This is a genomic window from Haloarcula nitratireducens (genome assembly GCF_019599505.1).
Map to the genome: position 1 here is coordinate 453557 of NZ_RKLT01000002.1, position 17661 is coordinate 471217.

Annotated in this window: 17 protein-coding genes; 2 read left to right on the forward strand and 15 right to left on the reverse strand. The window is 67.6% G+C overall.

Annotated elements, in window-relative coordinates; genetic code table 11:
* Nucleotides 1-3: 3 nt before the first annotated feature.
* On the reverse strand, nt 4-870 hold the full coding sequence (locus tag EGH23_RS09040) for a mechanosensitive ion channel family protein (RefSeq protein WP_220579669.1): 867 nt from the start codon (nt 868-870) through the stop codon (nt 4-6).
* A gap of 241 nt (nt 871-1111) precedes the next feature.
* Nucleotides 1112-1525, reverse strand: a complete 414-nt coding sequence (locus EGH23_RS09045) for an Lrp/AsnC family transcriptional regulator (RefSeq protein ID WP_162317825.1) — start codon at nt 1523-1525, stop codon at nt 1112-1114.
* Between the two features lie 102 nt (nt 1526-1627).
* Between EGH23_RS09045 and carA the strand changes: the two genes are divergently transcribed.
* Entirely contained in the window at nt 1628-2674 is a 1047-nt protein-coding gene (gene carA, locus EGH23_RS09050; RefSeq protein ID WP_220579670.1) for a glutamine-hydrolyzing carbamoyl-phosphate synthase small subunit, read from the forward strand.
* A gap of 103 nt (nt 2675-2777) precedes the next feature.
* Here carA and EGH23_RS09055 read toward each other — a convergent pair whose 3' ends face one another.
* The 10 genes from EGH23_RS09055 to EGH23_RS09100 form a co-directional block, all read right to left on the reverse strand.
* Complete coding sequence (locus tag EGH23_RS09055; protein ID WP_220579671.1) at nt 2778-3704, reverse strand: 2-dehydropantoate 2-reductase; 927 nt, start codon at nt 3702-3704, stop codon at nt 2778-2780.
* Between the two features lie 104 nt (nt 3705-3808).
* Complete coding sequence (locus EGH23_RS09060) at nt 3809-4189, reverse strand: hypothetical protein (RefSeq protein WP_220579672.1); 381 nt, start codon at nt 4187-4189, stop codon at nt 3809-3811.
* A 108-nt stretch (nt 4190-4297) separates the two neighbouring features.
* Entirely contained in the window at nt 4298-7549 is a 3252-nt protein-coding gene (carB, locus tag EGH23_RS09065; RefSeq protein WP_220579673.1) for a carbamoyl-phosphate synthase large subunit, read from the reverse strand.
* A gap of 131 nt (nt 7550-7680) precedes the next feature.
* Complete coding sequence (locus tag EGH23_RS09070; RefSeq protein ID WP_220579674.1) at nt 7681-7911, reverse strand: hypothetical protein; 231 nt, start codon at nt 7909-7911, stop codon at nt 7681-7683.
* Between the two features lie 96 nt (nt 7912-8007).
* Entirely contained in the window at nt 8008-8769 is a 762-nt protein-coding gene (locus EGH23_RS09075; protein ID WP_220579675.1) for a hypothetical protein, read from the reverse strand.
* A gap of 66 nt (nt 8770-8835) precedes the next feature.
* On the reverse strand, nt 8836-9372 hold the full coding sequence (locus tag EGH23_RS09080; protein WP_220579676.1) for a DUF5815 family protein: 537 nt from the start codon (nt 9370-9372) through the stop codon (nt 8836-8838).
* Nucleotides 9373-9444: 72 nt separating this feature from the next.
* Nucleotides 9445-10227 (reverse strand): DUF7847 domain-containing protein, encoded by a 783-nt coding sequence (locus EGH23_RS09085; RefSeq protein ID WP_220579677.1) that lies wholly within the window; start codon nt 10225-10227, stop codon nt 9445-9447.
* 81 nt (nt 10228-10308) lie between these two features.
* Nucleotides 10309-10725, reverse strand: coding sequence for a DUF7124 domain-containing protein (locus EGH23_RS09090; RefSeq protein ID WP_220579678.1), 417 nt, complete (start codon nt 10723-10725; stop codon nt 10309-10311).
* A 43-nt stretch (nt 10726-10768) separates the two neighbouring features.
* A complete protein-coding gene (locus tag EGH23_RS09095; protein WP_220579679.1) occupies nt 10769-10978 on the reverse strand; it encodes a hypothetical protein in 210 nt (69 codons plus the stop codon).
* Between the two features lie 68 nt (nt 10979-11046).
* Nucleotides 11047-12297 carry an NAD(P)/FAD-dependent oxidoreductase gene (locus tag EGH23_RS09100; RefSeq protein ID WP_220579680.1) on the reverse strand — a complete coding sequence of 417 codons (1251 nt, stop codon included), beginning with the start codon at nt 12295-12297 and terminating at the stop codon, nt 11047-11049.
* 130 nt (nt 12298-12427) lie between these two features.
* Between EGH23_RS09100 and EGH23_RS09105 the strand changes: the two genes are divergently transcribed.
* Nucleotides 12428-13024, forward strand: a complete 597-nt coding sequence (locus EGH23_RS09105) for a DUF6149 family protein (protein ID WP_220579681.1) — start codon at nt 12428-12430, stop codon at nt 13022-13024.
* Nucleotides 13025-13033: 9 nt separating this feature from the next.
* Here EGH23_RS09105 and EGH23_RS09110 read toward each other — a convergent pair whose 3' ends face one another.
* The 3 genes from EGH23_RS09110 to EGH23_RS27000 all read right to left on the reverse strand — a co-directional run bounded on the left by EGH23_RS09110 (nt 13034) and on the right by EGH23_RS27000 (nt 17466).
* Nucleotides 13034-13639, reverse strand: a complete 606-nt coding sequence (locus tag EGH23_RS09110) for a hypothetical protein (RefSeq protein ID WP_220579682.1) — start codon at nt 13637-13639, stop codon at nt 13034-13036.
* 328 nt (nt 13640-13967) lie between these two features.
* On the reverse strand, nt 13968-15314 hold the full coding sequence (locus EGH23_RS09115; RefSeq protein WP_220579683.1) for an NAD(P)/FAD-dependent oxidoreductase: 1347 nt from the start codon (nt 15312-15314) through the stop codon (nt 13968-13970).
* Nucleotides 15315-15321: 7 nt separating this feature from the next.
* Nucleotides 15322-17466, reverse strand: coding sequence for a sensor histidine kinase (locus tag EGH23_RS27000; protein WP_220579684.1), 2145 nt, complete (start codon nt 17464-17466; stop codon nt 15322-15324).
* Between the last annotated feature and the right edge of the window lie 195 nt (nt 17467-17661).

Genomic DNA, 17661 nt, shown 5'->3' on the forward strand with positions numbered 1-17661 from the left:
AGTCTAGTTAGGTCCGTTCTCGCTCTCCGGTTCCGTCATCGCGAGTTCACCGCCGATTTCGTGTTGGCTCGTCGTGCTGAGGTCGATTCCCGCCGCACGACAGGCCTCGTGGACGCCGCGGATGAACGCCGACCGAACCGCCGGCAGCCGGTTCCGGCGGTTGTTCGGAATCCAGACGCGGCCGGTCACCACGACGGCCTCGTCCGTGAGTTCGTCGACGGCGACCATCGGTTCCGGATTCTCGGCGACGTGGTCCACCTCTCGGGCGACGCCGATGATGAGCGCCTCCAACTCGTCGAGGTCGGTACCGTAGTCGACGCCGAACTGGTAGGAGATGCCGACCGGTCCGGTCGCGGTGCGGTTCGTCACCGCGCTCGTCGCCAGGTCGTTGTTCGGCACGACGACCACCTCGTTGTCCGGAGTGCGAACCCGCGTCACTCGCAGATCGATGTCGACGATGACGCCCTGCTTGCCCGCCCACTCGATGGTGTCGCCGACGTTGAGATCCGGGTCGGTGACGATGAACGCCCCCGAGACGAAGTTCCCGAGCACGTCCTGTGCGGCCAGGCCGACGGCGATCGTGACGCCCGCCGCGACCAGCGTCGAACCGGCCAGCGCCCCCTGAAAGCCAGCGATTCGCGCCGCGACGACGATCGCGAGGATGACCACGACGAGATGTGATAGGCTCCCGAGTGCGCTCTCCAGGGTCTTATCGATTCGCGACTTCGAGAGGCCCCACCGAATGGCGGGGACCGCCAGCAGTCGCCCGGCGGCGTACAGGACGACCGCGACGACGATGAACTCCGCTCCGGTCTCGACGAGCTGCGCGTACGTCGAGGCGAGGTCGCCGGAGAACGGGTCGAGCTGCATGGTCGCGTTACCGCCGCCGCGCATATGAATGTCCGCGGACGACGGCGAGGTCGTCGCCGTTCGGTCCGCGCGTCGCTTCCCACCGGATCAGCCGACGCGTTCGTCGAGGATTGGCCTCACTCGGCGAATCCCCGGTACGCGTCGCTTTCCACCGGCTCGGCCGACGCGTTCGTCGAGGATTAGCCTCACTCGGCGAATTCCGAGTTAGCGAGCAGGCACACCGGGTTCACGGTTCCGCCGTTCACCCCACTCGCTCGTCCAGAATCAGCCGCGTCTTCGTGCTCACGACCTCGTCTAGCTCCCGCGCCCGCGTGATGAGGTCGTTCACCGCGCCGGTGTCGGCGGCGTCGACGACGACGACGATGTCTTCCTCACCCGAGACCTGCCAGACGAAGTCGACCGACGGCCACTCGGCGATGCGGTCGGTGACGGCCGACGTATCGACGTCGACGTCGACGCCGACCTCGACCATCGACTTGACGTTCCCGGTGCGAGTGGCGACGGTGAAGCGCTCGATGACGCCGTCCTCGACGAGGCGCTCGACGCGGTTCCGGACGGTCCCCTCGGACGTGCCGATCTGGTCCGCGATCTCCGTATACGGGGTTCTGGCGTCCCGTCGGAGTATCGAGAGTATCTCGCTGTCCAGTTCGTCCATCGAGATTGAACCCTTCTCACCTCCCGAACTTGAGGATTACGAAAATCGTAACTCGGCTTCGAAAGCAACCCTTATGAACCGGAATACTGTACGCATCTCGTAATGACAGACGCATACGTAGCACTGGAAGGCGAGCGCGTCATCGAAGCCCGCTCCCGCGCGCCGGGCGCGACGCGCGGCGAAATCGTGTTCACGACCGCTTACACCGGCTACGAGGAGAGCCTGACCGACCCCTCTTACGAGGAGCAGATCCTCACGTTCTCGTACCCGCTCATCGGTAACTACGGCGTCCGCGAGGAGCGCTTCGAATCCGACCGCGTCCACCCCCGCGGGGCCGTCGCCCGCGAACTCACCGACGACGTGGCCGAGTGGCTCGAGAGCGAGGGCGTGCCCGCCGTCGACCACCTCGACACGCGCGACATCGTCACGGAGATCCGCGACGAGGGGGCGATGAAGTGCGGCATCGCCGCCGGTCCCGACGCGACCGAGGAGGACGCGCTCGAAGAGCTCCGCCAGTGCAAGCACATGTCCGACCACACCGACATCGGCGCGCAGGTCTCCGTCGACGAGGTCGAGACCCACAACGCCGACGCCGACGGCGCGACCGTCGCGCTGGTCGACTGCGGTGCGAAGGGCTCCATCGTCGAGTCCCTGGTCGAACGCGACGCCGCCGTCCACGTCTTCCCGTACGACGCCAGCGAGGGCGACGTGGCCGAGGTCGACCCCGACCTGCTGTTCATCTCGAACGGCCCCGGCGACCCCGAGAACTTCGAGCAGACCGGCGAACTCGTCGAGACCTACGTCGGCGACGTGCCGCTCGCGGGCATCTGTCTCGGCCAGCAGGTCGTCGCCAACGCGCTGGGCGGCGAGACGTCGAAGATGGAGTTCGGCCACCGCGGCGTCAACCAGCCGGTGCGCGACCTCCGGACGAACAAGGTCGTGATGACGACCCAGAACCACGGCTACACCGTCGCCGAACCCGGCGACAAACTCGACGTCACGCAGGTCAACGTCAACGACGACACCCCCGAGGGCCTGGAGAACGACGACCTGGACATCATCACGCGCCAGTACCACCCCGAGGCCAACCCCGGCCCGCACGACTCGCTCGGCTTCTTCGACGACGTGCTCGGGATGGCGGGGGAGTAGCGAGGGGCGCGCGACTGGAAGGAGCGCGGCCCTCGGTTTTAGCGAGCGGGGAGGGACGACCCGCGAGCAACGCGGTTCGGAGCGAGCGGACGAGCGAAGCGAATTACCCCTCCGCGAACCGGTCGGCCCACGGTCGGAGGACGGCCGTGACAGCCTCGTTCATCGGCACGTCGACGTCGGTTCCCTCGGCGTGGCGAACGACGGCCGCGTTCAGCGCGTCGAGTTCCATCGGTTTCTCGTGGGTCAGGTCGTAGTGCAGGGAGGAGTACGAGTCCGCATCGAGGTCCTCGGCGAACTCGACCCACTCCGCGGCGGTGTCGTCGGGGAGCGCCACGCCGTTCGCTCGGGCGACCGCACACACCTCCTCGACGACGCGTCGGTACATCCGCCACGACTCCTCGGCGTCGCGGATATCGCCGACTGGGAGGCGCGTCGCCGCGGTCATCCCGGAGTGAGCGCAGATGAACGCGAACTTCCGCCACAGTTCGATTCGGACGTCGTCCGCGAGAACGGCCTCGACGCCCGAACACGAGCGGAGAGCGGCGTCGAGCGCCGCGATGCGGTCGGTGCGCTCGCCGTCCAGTTCGCCGTAGACGAACCGGGCCGGCCCGCCGGTGTGTTCGACGACGCCCGGTTCGGCGATGGTCGAGAAGATGTAGGCGACGCCGCCGACGACGCGGGCCTCGCCGATCGCGTCGGCGAGCCACCGCTCGTTGTCGACGCCGTTCTGGAAGGAGACGACGGCGGTGTCCTCGCCGAGGAGCGGTTCGAGGTCGGCCGCGGCCTCGCGGGTGTCGTGGGCCTTCACGCAGAACAGCACGTAGTCGACGGGCCCGACGTCGGCCGGGTCGTCCGTCGCGGGCAGTTCGACCGCGGTGTCGCCGGCGATGCTCCCGATGCGAAGTCCCTCGGTCCGCAACGCGTCGAGGTGGTCGCCCCGTGCAATCAGGTGGACGTCGTGGCCGGCGTCGGCCAGTCGTGCGCCGAGGTAGCCGCCGACGCCGCCAGCGCCGAAAATAGCGAAGCGCATGGCCGACACTGACGGCGGGCCGGACCGTAGCTGTTTGGCCGTGTGCCGATAGTGCCGTGGCTCAGCGGGTGTTCGGTCTGGCCGCTACCCGACCGAGCGACCGGTCAGCTATCGCTGGCGTCGTCGTGTCGACCGTCCTTCTGCTCGTCGCCGTCTACCTCGCCGTCGCCGTCGTATCCGTCCTCCAGCAGCTCCTCGCTCGGGACCGCGCCCTTGTCGTCGACGTAGACGTCGGCGTTGCCCTTCTCCATACGGATGCCGTGCCAGTCGACGCCCCACTCGGTGAGCCGGGCGACCGTCCTCGCCGCGGCCTCCCAGGGTCGAGCCGTCCAGACGATTATCGTGTCGCCCTCGGCGTACCGCTCGTTGACCCACTGTACCATCTCCTCGTCGGGTTCCTCCGGCTCCTCGTCGACGTATCCCCGCTCACCGGCGCTGAGCGTGTTGTCGAAGTCGACCGCGATCCGGTCGTGGTCGTCGGACATACGCCCGGAATTGGGCGGAATCCCACGTAAACGTGCGGCAGGCAAACGCCGAAACCGGCGACGTAGAACAGGCGACGAACCGAAGAGATCTGCCCGACGGCGCGAGCGTTACTCGTCGCCCCAGTCGCGGGCGGTCTTCGGGCGGTCGCCGATGGCCTGGACGGCCAGCGGCTGGTCGTCCGAGTTGATGGCCTCCAGCGCGGCCTCGGCGCTCTCGATGGTCGAGAAGTACGTCACCGTCTCCTCGACGCAGGCTTCGAGCACGTCGCGGTCGCGGGAGACGACGAGGTCGACCTCGCCGTTCTGGATGGCCTCGATGACGGCGTCGGTGTCCGCGTAGTCGTCCAAGTCCCTCACGTCGAAGTGCTCCTCGTAGCCGAGGACCGGCAGGTCGACGATGGCGGTGCCCGAGAGCGGGATGGGCTTGCCGACGCTCATCTGGGCCTTCTGGTAGGCCTTGCCGAACGAGCCGGCGGTGCCCATGACCTCGCCCGTGGACTTCATCTCCGGGCCGAGGCGCGGGTCCGAACCCGGCAGGCGGTCGAACGGTAGGACGACCTCCTTGACCGAGACCTGTTCGGGGATCTGCTCTTGGACGTCGAGCTCCGAAAGCGACGTGCCGGCCATCACCTGCGCGGCGAGCTTGGCGATGGGGACGCCCGTCGTCTTCGATATGAACGGGACGGTACGCGAGGAGCGGGGGTTCGCCTCCAGCACGTAGACCTCGCCGTCGCGCACGGCCAGTTGGACGTTCAGCAGGCCGACGGTGTCGAGCGCGTCGGCGATCTGCTCCGTGACCTCGCGGATGCGGGGCATCACGTCCTTGATCTCCTGCGAGCGAGGCGGGATCATACACGCCGAGTCGCCGGAGTGGACCCCGGCCGTCTCGACGTGTTCCATCACGCCGCCGATGAGCACGCTCTCCTCGTCGGCGACGGCGTCGACGTCCAGTTCCACCGCGTCGGCGAGGAACTCGTCGACGAGGATGGGCTTATCGGGCGAGACGCGGACCGCCTCCTCGATGTAGGTCTCTAAGTCGTCGTCGTTGTAGACGACGTCCATCGCGCGGCCGCCCAGCACGTACGACGGGCGGACGAGGACCGGGTAGCCGATGTCGTGGGCCAGGTCGAGGGCCTCCTCCTTGCTGGTCGCCGTGCCACCCTCGGCCTGTGCGATGCCGAGGTCGTCCATCAGTTTGTTGAAGCGGTCGCGGTCCTCGGCTAAGTCCATCGCCTCGACCGAGGTCCCGAGGACCTCGCAATCGAGGTCGCGGCGCTGGAGTTCGTCTTCGAGCGGTTCGCCGATGTCGACGGAGGTCTGGCCGCCGAACTGGACCATCACGCCGTCGGCGCCGGTCGATTCGATAACGTCTGCGACCTCCTCCGCAGTGACCGGTTCGAAGAACAGGCCGTCGGAGGTGTCGTAGTCCGTCGAGACGGTCTCGGGGTTGTTGTTGACGACGTGGGCGTCGATGCCCATCTCGCGCAGGGCGCGCACGGCATGGACCGAGCAGTAGTCGAACTCGACGCCCTGTCCGATGCGGATGGGGCCGCCGCCGACCACGACGACGCTCTCGACGTCGGGGTCGATCTGGAGCTCGTTGCGGTCGATGCCCGAGACCGGGTCGCGCGTCGAGTAGTAGTACGGCGTGGTCGCCTCGAACTCGCCGGCGCAGGTGTCGACGAGCTTGTAGTCGCGGTGGGTCGTCTCGCTCTCGACGGTGTCGACCGTGACGCCGGAGCCGTCCGTGGCGGCCTCGACCTCCGCCTCGCCGCCATCGTCGGCGTCGAGGCTGGCCGGGAGCCACGAGACGTGGGTGTCGTTGAACTCGCCGCCGGCGAGGGCGGTGATCTCCTGGTCGGTGAAGCCGGCCTGTGCGGCCGTCTCGTAGTCGCCGTCCATCGCGGCTTCGGCGGCGTCGGCGACCTCCTCGAAGCGCTCGACGTACCACTCCTCGATGTCGGTCAGGTCGACGACCTCCTCGACGGTGTAGCCGCGCGTGAACGCCTCGAAGATGGCGTAGGGGCGGTCGGGCGAGGCGCGGACGAGGTACCCCGTCTCGAGTTCCTCGTCGTCGAGTTCCCCGAAGTCCACGGCGGGGTCGTACTCCGAGGAGCGAAGCGCCTTCAACAGGCTCTCGGGGAACGTCCGGCCGATGGACATCGCCTCGCCGGTCGATTTCATCGCCGTCGACAGCTCGAAGTCCGTGTCGCGGAACTTGTCGATGGGCCAGCGCGGGACCTTCGTGACGACGTAGTCGATGGCGGGTTCGAACGCCGCCGTCGTTTCCCCGGTGATCTCGTTCGTGATCTCGTGGAGGCGCTTGCCCATGGCGACCTTCGCGGTCACGCGGGCGATGGGGTAGCCCGTCGCCTTCGAGGCCAGCGCGGAGGAGCGAGAGACGCGCGGGTTCACCTCGACCACTCTGTACTCGCCGCCGGGCGTTCCGTCGTCGCGCCAGGCGTGCTGGATGTTACAGCCGCCCTCGATACCGAGCTCGCGGATGACCTTTAGCGCGGAGTCGCGCATCTCCTGGTGGCCCTCGTCGGGGATGACCTGCGAGGGCGTGACGACGGTGGACTCGCCGGTGTGGATGCCCATCGGGTCGATGTTCTCCATGTTGCAGATGATGATACACGAGTCGTCGGCGTCGCGCATCACCTCGTACTCCAGTTCGACCCAGCCCTCGATGGACTCCGTGACGAGCACCTCGCCGTTGCGGGAGAGGCGAAGCCCCTTGCGGACGCGCTCGACGAGTTCTTCGAAGTCGTGGACGACGCCGGAGCCGGAGCCGCCGAGCGTGTAGGTGGTGCGGGAGATGACCGGCAGGCCGCCGACCTCGTCGACGGCGTCTTCGACCTTCTGCCGGAACGTCTCCTCGTCGAAGTCGGTCACGGACTCGTCGTCGTCGAGCGAGATGGTCGTCGACGCACACACCGGTTCGTCGATGTCCTTCATGCGCTGGCGGAAGAGGTCGCGGTCCTCCGTCGCGTAGATGGTATCGAGCGGCGTGCCCATCACGTCGACGTCGTACTCCTCTAGGACGCCTTCCTCGGCGAGTTCGGCCGTGACGTTCAGGCCGGTCTGGCCGCCCAGCCCGGCGATGACGCCGTCGGGGTTCTCCTTCCGGATGATCTCGGTGATGGCCTCGGTGTTGATGGGTTCGAGGTACACCTTGTCGGCCATCTCCGGGTCGGTCATGATGGTCGCCGGGTTGGAGTTGACCAGGACCACGCGCGCGCCCTCTTCCTGGAGCGCCCGGCAGGCCTGTGCACCGGAGTAGTCGAACTCGGCGGCCTGTCCGATCTTTATCGGGCCGCTCCCGATGAGCAGGATAGTGCGGTCTTCCTCGTCTGTCATTACCCGACTCGAACCGACACATCGTAATAAGCCCGGCGAAAATGTACGAGTCTCGAAGGCGGATTTCGAATATCGTAATGCGACGGTGTCACACGGGAGACACTCACGCGCCCGGGCGGCCGTGGGACCGCTCAGTTGCCGAGCTCGCTGACCTGATAGCGGTACGGTTGGCCCTCGATGACTTCGACCTCGTCCGTCTGCGCGCGCCGTCCGAGCACCGTCGCGACGCGGTGGGCGCTGTCGAAGTCCTCGTCGTGTTCGGCCAACAGGTCCAGAATCTCCCGAGCCGTGAACGGGCCGTCGGCGTCGGCGTCGTCGAGCACCGACCGGATTCGCTCGAACTCGCCGCGACGGATGGCCATGCAGTACTACAACACCCCGAACACCATATATCACCGTCAGACAACCGTCAGACTGCGTTTTAGCCGGAATCGACGGAGGGCGAGCGGCCGGCCCCGTCACCCGTCGTCAGACGTCGCGGGTGTCGCCGTCTCACGCCGGAAATCGTCGGGCCAGCGCCGTTCTACCCACGCCGGCCGTTCGACGGTCGTCTCGCCGATGGCGCTGTACTCGAAGCGATAGCGCACGGAGACATCCTGATACGGGTCGAAGTAGCGGACCGAGAACGTCCGTACCCACCCGCTCGACGCGACGGTGACGCGGACGGTGTAGTTGCGCACGCGGTCGAAGGTCGCGGGCGCGCGGTCGGCGACGACGAGATACCCGCCCGCTAGCTGTCGTACGGCCACCGGACCGGTCGGGAGATACGTCTCGACGAGCCGGCCGGTGTGGTGGCCGAAACGCTCGCTCGCGGGGACCGATCGATTCCGACGGTACTGGATGCCCAGCGGTCGCCGGTGGCGGCTGTACCGAACGTCGCCCTCGACGAAGAGCCGATCGCTGTAAGCGCCCGTCGTCTGCGTGCTCAGATACCGATAGCGACGTTCGCCCTCGACGCCGAGCCACGTCTCCCACTCCCGGCCGCCCGCGTCCCAGTCGACCGTCAGCGTGTACGAGTGGTCGTCGAGCGCGTTCCGATGGGTCTGCGCGAGGATCGCGGGATTCACGCTGTCGTTCGTCAACCCCGGGACGCCGGTGGCACCCGGGTCGGCGTCGGGGACCGGCGCCGGCGTCACCGCTTCCGTCCGGTCGCTGGCGGCGAACCCGCTACAGCCGGCCAGCACGAACAGAGCCGCGAGAGCGACCGGACGCGGGCGCATTGGGGAGCGTTAGACTGCGAGGTAGAAATACTCGCGGTGCGCGGATGGCTCGCCCTCGGAGACGACTCACACTGCCGAGTCGTGTCGGTCGTCGAAGTTCCGCTCGGCGCGGTACTGGTCGACGAACGCCTCGACGTCGAACTCCAGCATCTGCGCTTCGAACTCGGACATCACGTCGTCGTCCTCGCTGTGGCTGACGGCGTGTTCCATCAGTTCGACGATGAGTTCCACGACGACCTCGTGGAGCCGACGGGAGTCGAAGTCAGTGATCCACGCCATCGAGAAGCCGACCGCGCCGTCGTCGGCGGCGTCGGCGACGGCGACTTCCTCGGGGAACTCCTCCATGACGACGCCCATCAGGTGCGCCGTCGTGAACTCGTCGTGGTCGTCGGCCGGTTCGACCGTCTCGGTGAGGACGTCGACCAGGAACTCGGGGACGAAACGCGAGAGCGGGTGCGCGCCGAGGACGACGGCGTGAGTCTCGCCGCAGGCGCAGTCGAGCGCTCGAATCCCCATGTGGAGGTCGTCGTGCGTGTCGATGACCTCGCCACAGGCGAGTTCGAGTTCGGACTCGCGTCCGCCGGGTACGCGCGGTTCTGCCATTGACGCGTCTAGGAGGGTCGCGGGATTAAAGGCCGCGATACGCCGCTGCCCGTTCGTCGTCACCGACCGAGGTTATACCGTGAACTCGTCCTCGGTTACCGTCTCGGCCGTGACCTGCTGGTAAGCGTCCGTGAGGACGGCGATGCCGTAGACGGCGACCAACTGCCCGATGATCGTGTTGACCGCGAGCGTCACGACCGGCGAGAGTGGAACCGGGACGAGCGTCAGCGGGAGCCCGACGACGATACCCAAGAGGACGAGGACGACGAGCAGTCCCGTCACCGCGAGGGCGTCGTCGGTGACGAGGCCGACGCTGTTTCGGATGGACTCGATGACGCCGCTGTCGTTCAGCGCGATCTCCTGTCGGACGAAGGCGAACAGGACGACGGCGACGATGCCCGGAATGACGAAGAGGACCGTCCCGATAGCGACGACGATGCCGGTGAGGATGGCCGCGAGTATCGCGGTCAGCGCCGTCGAGCCGAGCGCTCGCGTGGCGTCGTCGGGGAGCGGACTGCCCGCGTCGTCACCGAAGGCGCGGATGGCGACGATCCGGAGCACCTCGGCGACGAGGAACAGGACGAAGAGGCCCAACAGCGCCGCGGCGAGGGAGGTCCCGAGCGACAGCGGCGCTTGCTCCACGACGGCCTGTCGCGCCTGCTCCAGTTGCGCCTGGTTCTCCGGCGTGGTCGGGATGAAATCGAACAGTCGCTCGTACAGCGCCACGGAGAACGTCTGGGAGAACACCGCGTTCGCGATCCCGAGGAGGACGAACACCGCGGTGAAGAGCGCGCCCTTCTCGGACGCGAAGTCGTCGAAACCGTTTCGGAGGGCCGCACCGATGCTGAGGGACATAAATGGATCCCCGGCTGACTTCGTAATAAAACCAACTACTCGGTTTCGAAAGCCATCGCCGAGACCGGACGCGCCCGTCGCCTACGGCCAGTCGTCGCGGTCGTCGTCCTCGTTGGTCGTCGCCGCGGGGGCGTCGGGTTCGCCCAGTTCCCAGTCGGCGGCCTCGGCGGCCTGTTCGACGGGGAGGTACTCCCAGCCGGCGGCCTCGGCCAGGTCGGCGTCGGCGTCCTCGGTGCCGACGAAGACGTGCCGGTCGGTGTCAAACTGCTCTCTGACGTTCTCGAGGCTCTCCTCGCGGCCGCGCGGGCCGGAGAAGAAGTCCTGTCGGATGCGATGCTTGCGCGTGAAGTTCGTCACGACGTACGTGGGTTGGTCGGAGATCACGCCGACGTACTCGGACCACTGGCGCGCGTCGTTGAACACGCTGTCCGGGTAGGCCAGTTCCCGCAGCGCGTCTAAGTCGAAGGCGAGCGTCATGTCGCCGCTGCCGCCGTCCATGCGCGTGACTCCGCATCCTGCGGAAAAAAGGGCGTCGTTTTCCCTATCGTCGATGGCGCTCTCGCTCGCCCAACAGCTCGGCCTGTCGCTGTACGTCTGCCATCTCGCGGGCCGCTTCGCGCCCGCTCTCGCCGTGGCTCTCGTTGACCGAGGCGTCCAGCCGAGAGCGCGCGAACCCATCGTTCCCGCTCTCGTCGGCGTCGTCACCGCGAGTCAGGAGGTCGACGAACCGCCGGACGAACGCTCGGAACATAGTCGGAGAGACGGTCGCGGGAAGCAAAAAAGCGCGTGCCGATCACGCGGCCGTCGCGACGGGGACGGTCACTCCGCGGGCGCGGCGGTCTGGGCCTTCACTTCCTCTAAGTCGACTTCCTTCTCGACGAGGAGCTCCTTCTTGTCCGCGACCTGTCGCTCCTCGCGGATGAGCTGTTTGAACTTCGACTGCTGGGAGAGGTCGCCGATGAGCACGCCGCCGACCAACTGCCCGTTCTCGAAGGCGAGCCGCCGCCACTCGGTGTCGGAGTATTTCTGCTCGATCTCGTCGTCGCCGCGGGTCGGATGCCCGAAAGAGAGGAACGGGAAGTCGAAGTGGGTGATGGAGTACGAGGAGACCCAGCGGAAGGCCTCGGCCTCGTCGCCCGCGACCATGTTCGACCCGGCGACGGAGCCCTGTTCCTTGGCCGATCCCCACGCGCCGTTCTGCGCCTGCGCGTCGAGGATGGTGTCGTAGAACTTCGTGAGGTCGCCGGCGGCGTAGACGTCCTCGACGTTCGTCTGCATGTACTCGTCGACGACGACGCCGTCGTCGAGTTCGAGCCCGGAGCCGGCGAGGAACTCCGTGTTGAAATCGAGGCCGATGGCGACGCCGGCCCACTCGCCGTCGTAGTGGTTGCCGTCGGGGTCGACGGCACCCGTGACGTGGCCGTCGTCGTCGACTTCGAACCTGTCGACGCCGGACTCGAAGACCGGGTCGACGCCGTTCTCGCGCAGGGCGTCGTGGATGATCTCCGCGCCGTCCTCCGAGAGCGCGTAGCGCCACCAGCGGTTGCCGCGCATGAGGAACTTGGCGTCGATCTCCTGGGCGGCACAGACGGCCGCGAGGTCGATGCCGAGCAGGCCGGCCCCCACGATGATACCGGTCTCGGACTCGGCGGCGTGTTCCCGGATGCCGCGGGCGTCCTGGAACGTCCAGAAGTGGTGGACGCCGTCGGCGTCGCTGTTCTCGACGGGGAGCTGGGCCGGCGTCCCGCCGGTGGCGAGGAGGAGCTTGTCGTAGTGGTAGGTGGTCCCGCTGTGGGTGTTGACCTCGTGGGCGTCGGGGTCGATGTCCGTGACGTGCGTGTTGAGTTCGAGGTCGATGTCGCGTTCCTCGTACCACTCGGGCTCGTGGATCGAGATCGGCGCTTCGGGGAGTTTCCCCTTGGCGAACTCCTTGATCAGGATGCGGTTGTAGAGGGCCTCGCCCTCGTCGGTGATGATGGTGACGTCTGCGTCCGGGTCGTCCTCCCGAATCGTCTCGGCCGCGGAGGCACCCGCGATGCCGTCTCCGATAATCACGTGCGACGTGCTCATGTTCGGTGGATAGGAAATCGGGCCTAATGTGGATTGCTATCTCCGTATCGTTTGCGATAGTATCGGGCCGAGCCGGCGAGAGGTGCGGTATCGGGGCATTGAAGGCGCTCGCGCCCTCAATTCGGATACCATGAAACTCCGTCAGAACGTCAAGCACTTCGCGGCCAAGCAGGCGCTGACGCTCCCGGTGGTCGGCCAGAAGGTCAACGACCGGCTGGTCGACTTCCACGCGGACTACTTCGCCGAGAAGTCCGCCGACGGGCGGGCGGATGAGCGCCGGCCCCATCTGGCCGACTTCTTCGACGCGACGATGGACACCTACGTCGCGGCGCTCGACGCCGGCTACCCGGAGGCCGAGGCCCGCGAGATAACCCACGTCCAGGCCAACTTCGACTTCTACAACCACGGCTGGACGGAGATGATGGAGTTCCCGAGCGACGAACTGCAGGAACACTACGACCGCTACGCCGGCTTCTTCGAGCGCCACGGTATCACCATCGCGGACCCGCTCGGCGCGTTCCGACCCGGCGACGGCATCCGAGAGGCCCCCTCGACGCCGGAGCGGCTCGACGACCCCGAACACCCCCACGCCGAGGGCGGGTTCGCCGACGACGTCTACGTGGAGACCGACGACGGCGAGACGATCGTCGGCGGACAGGACGAACCCGCCGACGTCTCGGTTTCCGACGCTCCCGGCGTCGACGACGAGAGCGCGCGAAGCGACTGATCGCGCCGGTCAGCCCCGCTCTTCGACCGCGTCGAACAGCGCGAGGCACTCGGAATGTAATCGGCTCTCCGACCCGACGGTCTGCACCGCGAACGCGTAGCTACCGGGTTCGAGCGTCGCCTCGACGGTGACCGCTCGCCCCGTCGAGTCCCCGCCGAGAACCCACGTGAACTGCTCGCCGGAATCGAGGGTGACGAGTCGTGACGACGAGGGCGTGTCGGCGGCCCGCATCCAGCCGCCGTCGGTCCGCCGCCGGAGATACCAGCTCTCCGTGAACACCGAGAGGTCACCTGCCCCGCGCCAGTGGAGCGTGAACCAGAGCGGGCTGGCGGGAACCCCGTCGGCGAGCGTGACCACGGGTCGACTCGGCGTGAGAGCGAGGGGTGCCGTCTCCGACTGCGCGTGCGAACAGACCGTCTGGTCGGTCCGCAGGTCGAACGTGGGGCAGGCCCGGCCGTCGAGCGGATCCCGGTCCCGGCTCCGTCTCGCCGTCTCCGTCGCCGACGGCACCGGCGCTGGCGTCACCCGGTCGGCGGCATCCCCGGCGTCCGCCCCCAGACCAGTACACCCGCCGAAGAGCCCCGCGAACCCGGCGAGAAACGTCCGTCGGTGCATCGCCTCGTCGTTCGGTCGCCGCTGGTAAAAGTCCGAACGTCGGTGGTGGCGCGTTTTCGTCGTCCTACTCGCGGGTCGTTCCTCCCCGCTCGCCTATTTCGTTGCTCACAGAGCAACGCTACTCGCGGGTCGTTCCTCCCCGCTCACGTATCGGTGGCGCGTTGCGCCACCCTACTCGCGGCTGCGCCGCTCGTCGTCGGAGACTCCTCGTTTCACTCGGAGTCTCCCTACTCGCGGATCGCTTCGCTCACGGTTTGCACCGTTCGCTTTCGAGGCGCTTCGCGCCTCGCTCTCCCCGCTCGCTTATCTGGTGGCCCTTCGGGCCACCCTACTCGCGGGTCGCTTCGCTCCCCGCTCGCTTAGTTGCCCTATGGGCAACTCTATCCGCACACTCGTACCCAGCCACAACGCCGCCGTTGAGCGACCGCTCGGGGTACTGCGCCTTCGAAGCCATCCCGGCGTAGTAGACGCCCTCGGCCACCGCTTCGCCGAGGTCGTAGGGGATCACCATGTCGAGGTAGCCCCGTTCGTACACCGGCGCGGTCCGGGGGTTTCGCGCCGTTTTGACCCAGTTGACGGCGTCGCGGTCGAACTCGGGAAAGAGGTCCTCGATGCCCGAGAGCCACGTCTCTCGGACCCCGTCGTCGTCCTGTTGCCAGATGTCCTCCTCCGGAGACTGGACGTACCGGGCGACGTACAGCAGGTGTTCGCCGCCGTAGCGCTCTGCGGGGACGAAGTTCGTGTGCTCGATGAGCGCGCCGAAGGGGGCCTCGTCGGCGATGTTGAGCCAGTAGGTGTCGAACAGCGACTCCTCCATGCTGATGACCGAGCAGACCGTCCCCTGGAAGTCGATGTCGCAGGCGTAGCCGGTGAGGTCTTCGAGCACGTCCGGCATCGTCGCCACGACGACGCTGTCGACGTCGTGGGTCGTCGTCTCCTCGCCGTCGGTGGCGGTCAGCGACGCCACCTCGCGGCCGGACGTGTCGAGGTCGGTCACGCGCGTGCCCGTCTCGATGTTCTCGCGGCCGACGGCCTCGACCAGCGCGTCCAGCAGGCGACCGAAGCCGCCGTCGAGGTAGCCCAGGATCTCCCCGTTGAGGATGTCGCGCTCGCCGCGGAACTTCACGCGGCCCAGCAGCCACGCGGCGCTCACGTCGTCTTTCCGGTCGCCGAACTTCGCGTCTAACAGCGGTTCGAAGAAGTTCTCGTAGACGCCCCGGGTCGTGTGCTCGACGACGAACTGCTCGATGGGCACGTCCTCGTAGTCCTCCAGTCGCTCGTAGCTGTCGAAGGAGGGGATACCGCCCCGCATATCGACGTCGAGGACGAGCATTCCCAGCCGGAACGTGTCGTACAGCGAGAGGTGGGGGTAGGCGAGGATCTCCCAGGGCTTGTCCATCGGGTGGACGACGCCGTCGACGTAGTAGGCGTTCTTGCCGATGCGCCACTCGACGTCCCGGCCGAGACCGAGTTCCTCGGCGAGTTCGACGATGGTCTCCTCGGATTTCGAGAGGTGGTGGTAGAACTTCTCGATGGGGTCGCCGGCGGTCTCGTACACCGCGGCCAGCCCGCCGAGGTCGTCGCTCGCTTCGAAGACGCGGACCTCGTGGCCCTGCTGCTGAAGTCGGTACGCCGCGGAGAGGCCGGCGATACCGCCGCCGACGACACCAATCATACCCGCCCTACCAGTCGTCCGGAGATTTACCTTGCGTTTCGGCGCCGGCGTCGGCGGCGGCCGTCTCGTCGGTGGCGGTCGCCGAACCGTCGTCGCTCGCCCGCTGGAACTCCAGGACGGCGACGGTCCCGGTCGGGTGGTTGTCCTCGAACCAGACGTTGCCGCCGTAGAGGTCCATCATCACGGTGACGAAGTAGAGCCCGAACCCGCCGGCGGTCTGGTTGGGCGTGAGCGATCGCTGGAACACCGTCGCCTTCAGCTCGTCGCTGATACCGCGCCCGTCGTCGGCGACGTGAACCTGTATCCAGTCGCCGGCGTCCCGCGTGGTGATCTCGACGCACGGGTCGCCCGCGTTGTGTTCGAGAGCGTTCTCGACGACGCTCGTCAGCACCGCCTCGGCGAGGCCGTTCGCCAGCACGCGCGTCTCGCCCACGTCGAGCGTGATCGTCGCGTCCGGGTAGTCGGCACCGGTCGTCTCGACCGCGCGCCGGACCGCCGCCGAGAGGTCGACGGTCTCCAGTCGCTTCCCCTCGCTCGCGGCCACCGTCTCGTTGATGTCGCGGATGGTCTCGCTCATCGCCGTGAGCTTCTCGCACCACTGCTCGATGCTGTCGACGTGACGGCGCTGGTCCGGCGGGACGTGCTCGCGGAGGTGTTCGGCGCGCCCGCCCACGACCAGCATGGCGTTCCGGAGCGAGTGACGCAACACGCCGTTGAAGAACTCTATCTGCTCGTTCCGGCGCTCGACGGAGGCTCGGCTCTCACGGAGCTCCCGCTCGCGTTCGACCTGTTCGAGGGCGACCTGCGTCGTCCGGGCGAGGATCTCCGCGTACTGCTCGTCCTCCGTGGCGTACGTCTCGCCCTCGGAGCCGATGGCGACGACGCCGTGGTCACCGAGGGGCAGCATGAGCGACGTCTCTAACGGGCCGACGTCCTCGTCGACGAACGACGCGACGCGGCGCTCGCCGCTCTCGTAGGTCCGCCAGAGGTGCCGGTCCGGCGTCTCCGCCGGATCGACGTAGAGCAGGTCGTCGTCGACCTGCGCCTCGACGGCGTCGCTGAGAGCGGTCGGTTCGAGGTGACCGCGTTCGTTACTCAGGAACACGCCGGCGGCGTTCTGGTCGAGCGTGCTCGTCGCGAACGCCACGGTCAGTTCCGCGACCGTCTCCCGCTGGTCGGCCTCGATGAACTCCCGGGTGGCCGCCTGCAGCGCTTCGAGCCGGTCCTGTCGGCGGCGCTGGCCGGTCACGTTCCGGAGGACGACCAATCGGCCGCGGGCGGCTCCGTGTTGGTCGGTTATCTCGCTCGTCTGCGGGGCGTAGTACCGCTGTGTCCCGGACGCGGTGAACGACTCGCCGCGCTCGATCTGTGCCAGCAGTCGGGGGTCCTCTTCGGGGAGGCGCGCGCCGTTGAGGTCGCCCCCCAGTTCGGCGGTCGCGGCCGCGTTGTAGTCGATAACCGTCCCCTCGGTGTCGAGCACCAGCACGGGGTCGGGCAGTTCGTCGACGAGGAGGTCACCGGCGAGCGGCGCGACGGTGAGGAAGTCGTACCGGAACAGCGCGACGCCGACGAGCAGGCCGTTGAGCGCGAAGGTGAGCGGCGCGGGATTGATCCCCGGGTGCGGCGTCGCGCCGAGGACGAACAGCGCGTGCGCGCCGGCGGTGAGTATCCCGCCAGTGAGCACCGCGAAGGTCTGCTTCCGGTAGAGGTTCCGAGAGCGCAGCAGGAACTCGCCGAACAGGACGTAGCCGGCCCCGATGAATCCGAACGAGATCGCCGTCTGTATCGCGTACGCCGTGCCCGTCCGGCCGACGAACAGCGACAGCCCGTTCCGCGTCACCAGCGTGACGTCGGCGACGACGAAGCCGTGTAGCGGATTGGTCAGCGCCAGCAGGGCGTAGCCGGACGGAATCACTAACAGGACGCCGACGCGGACGGGCGTGAGCCACTCCCGTCGGCCGGTGTAGGTGAGCGCGAAGACGACCCACAGACCGACCATCGCACCGGAGGTGAGCCTGACGAGCAAGAACAGCGTCGCCGCGACCTGCTGGTCGGTCGTCAGTAACCAGGCGGCTTTGAGAAAACACCAGCCGCCGGCGGCGACGATGAGCCAGCCGAACGGGGTGCGCCCGCGATCGACCGGTTTCGCCACGCCGCGACGGCGAGACCGAAGCTACAGACGCCACCGACGAGGCTCCCGACGACGACCAGCGTCGCGACGTTACCGTCCATGGCTCTCCTTGCCCGTCGGACACCGCTCCGCGTCTTAGCGCTTTGGGCGGCGTTCTCAATCCTGAGACTGCTTCGCGGGCCGCTGGGGCGGTTCGCTACCTTTTTGATGATACTG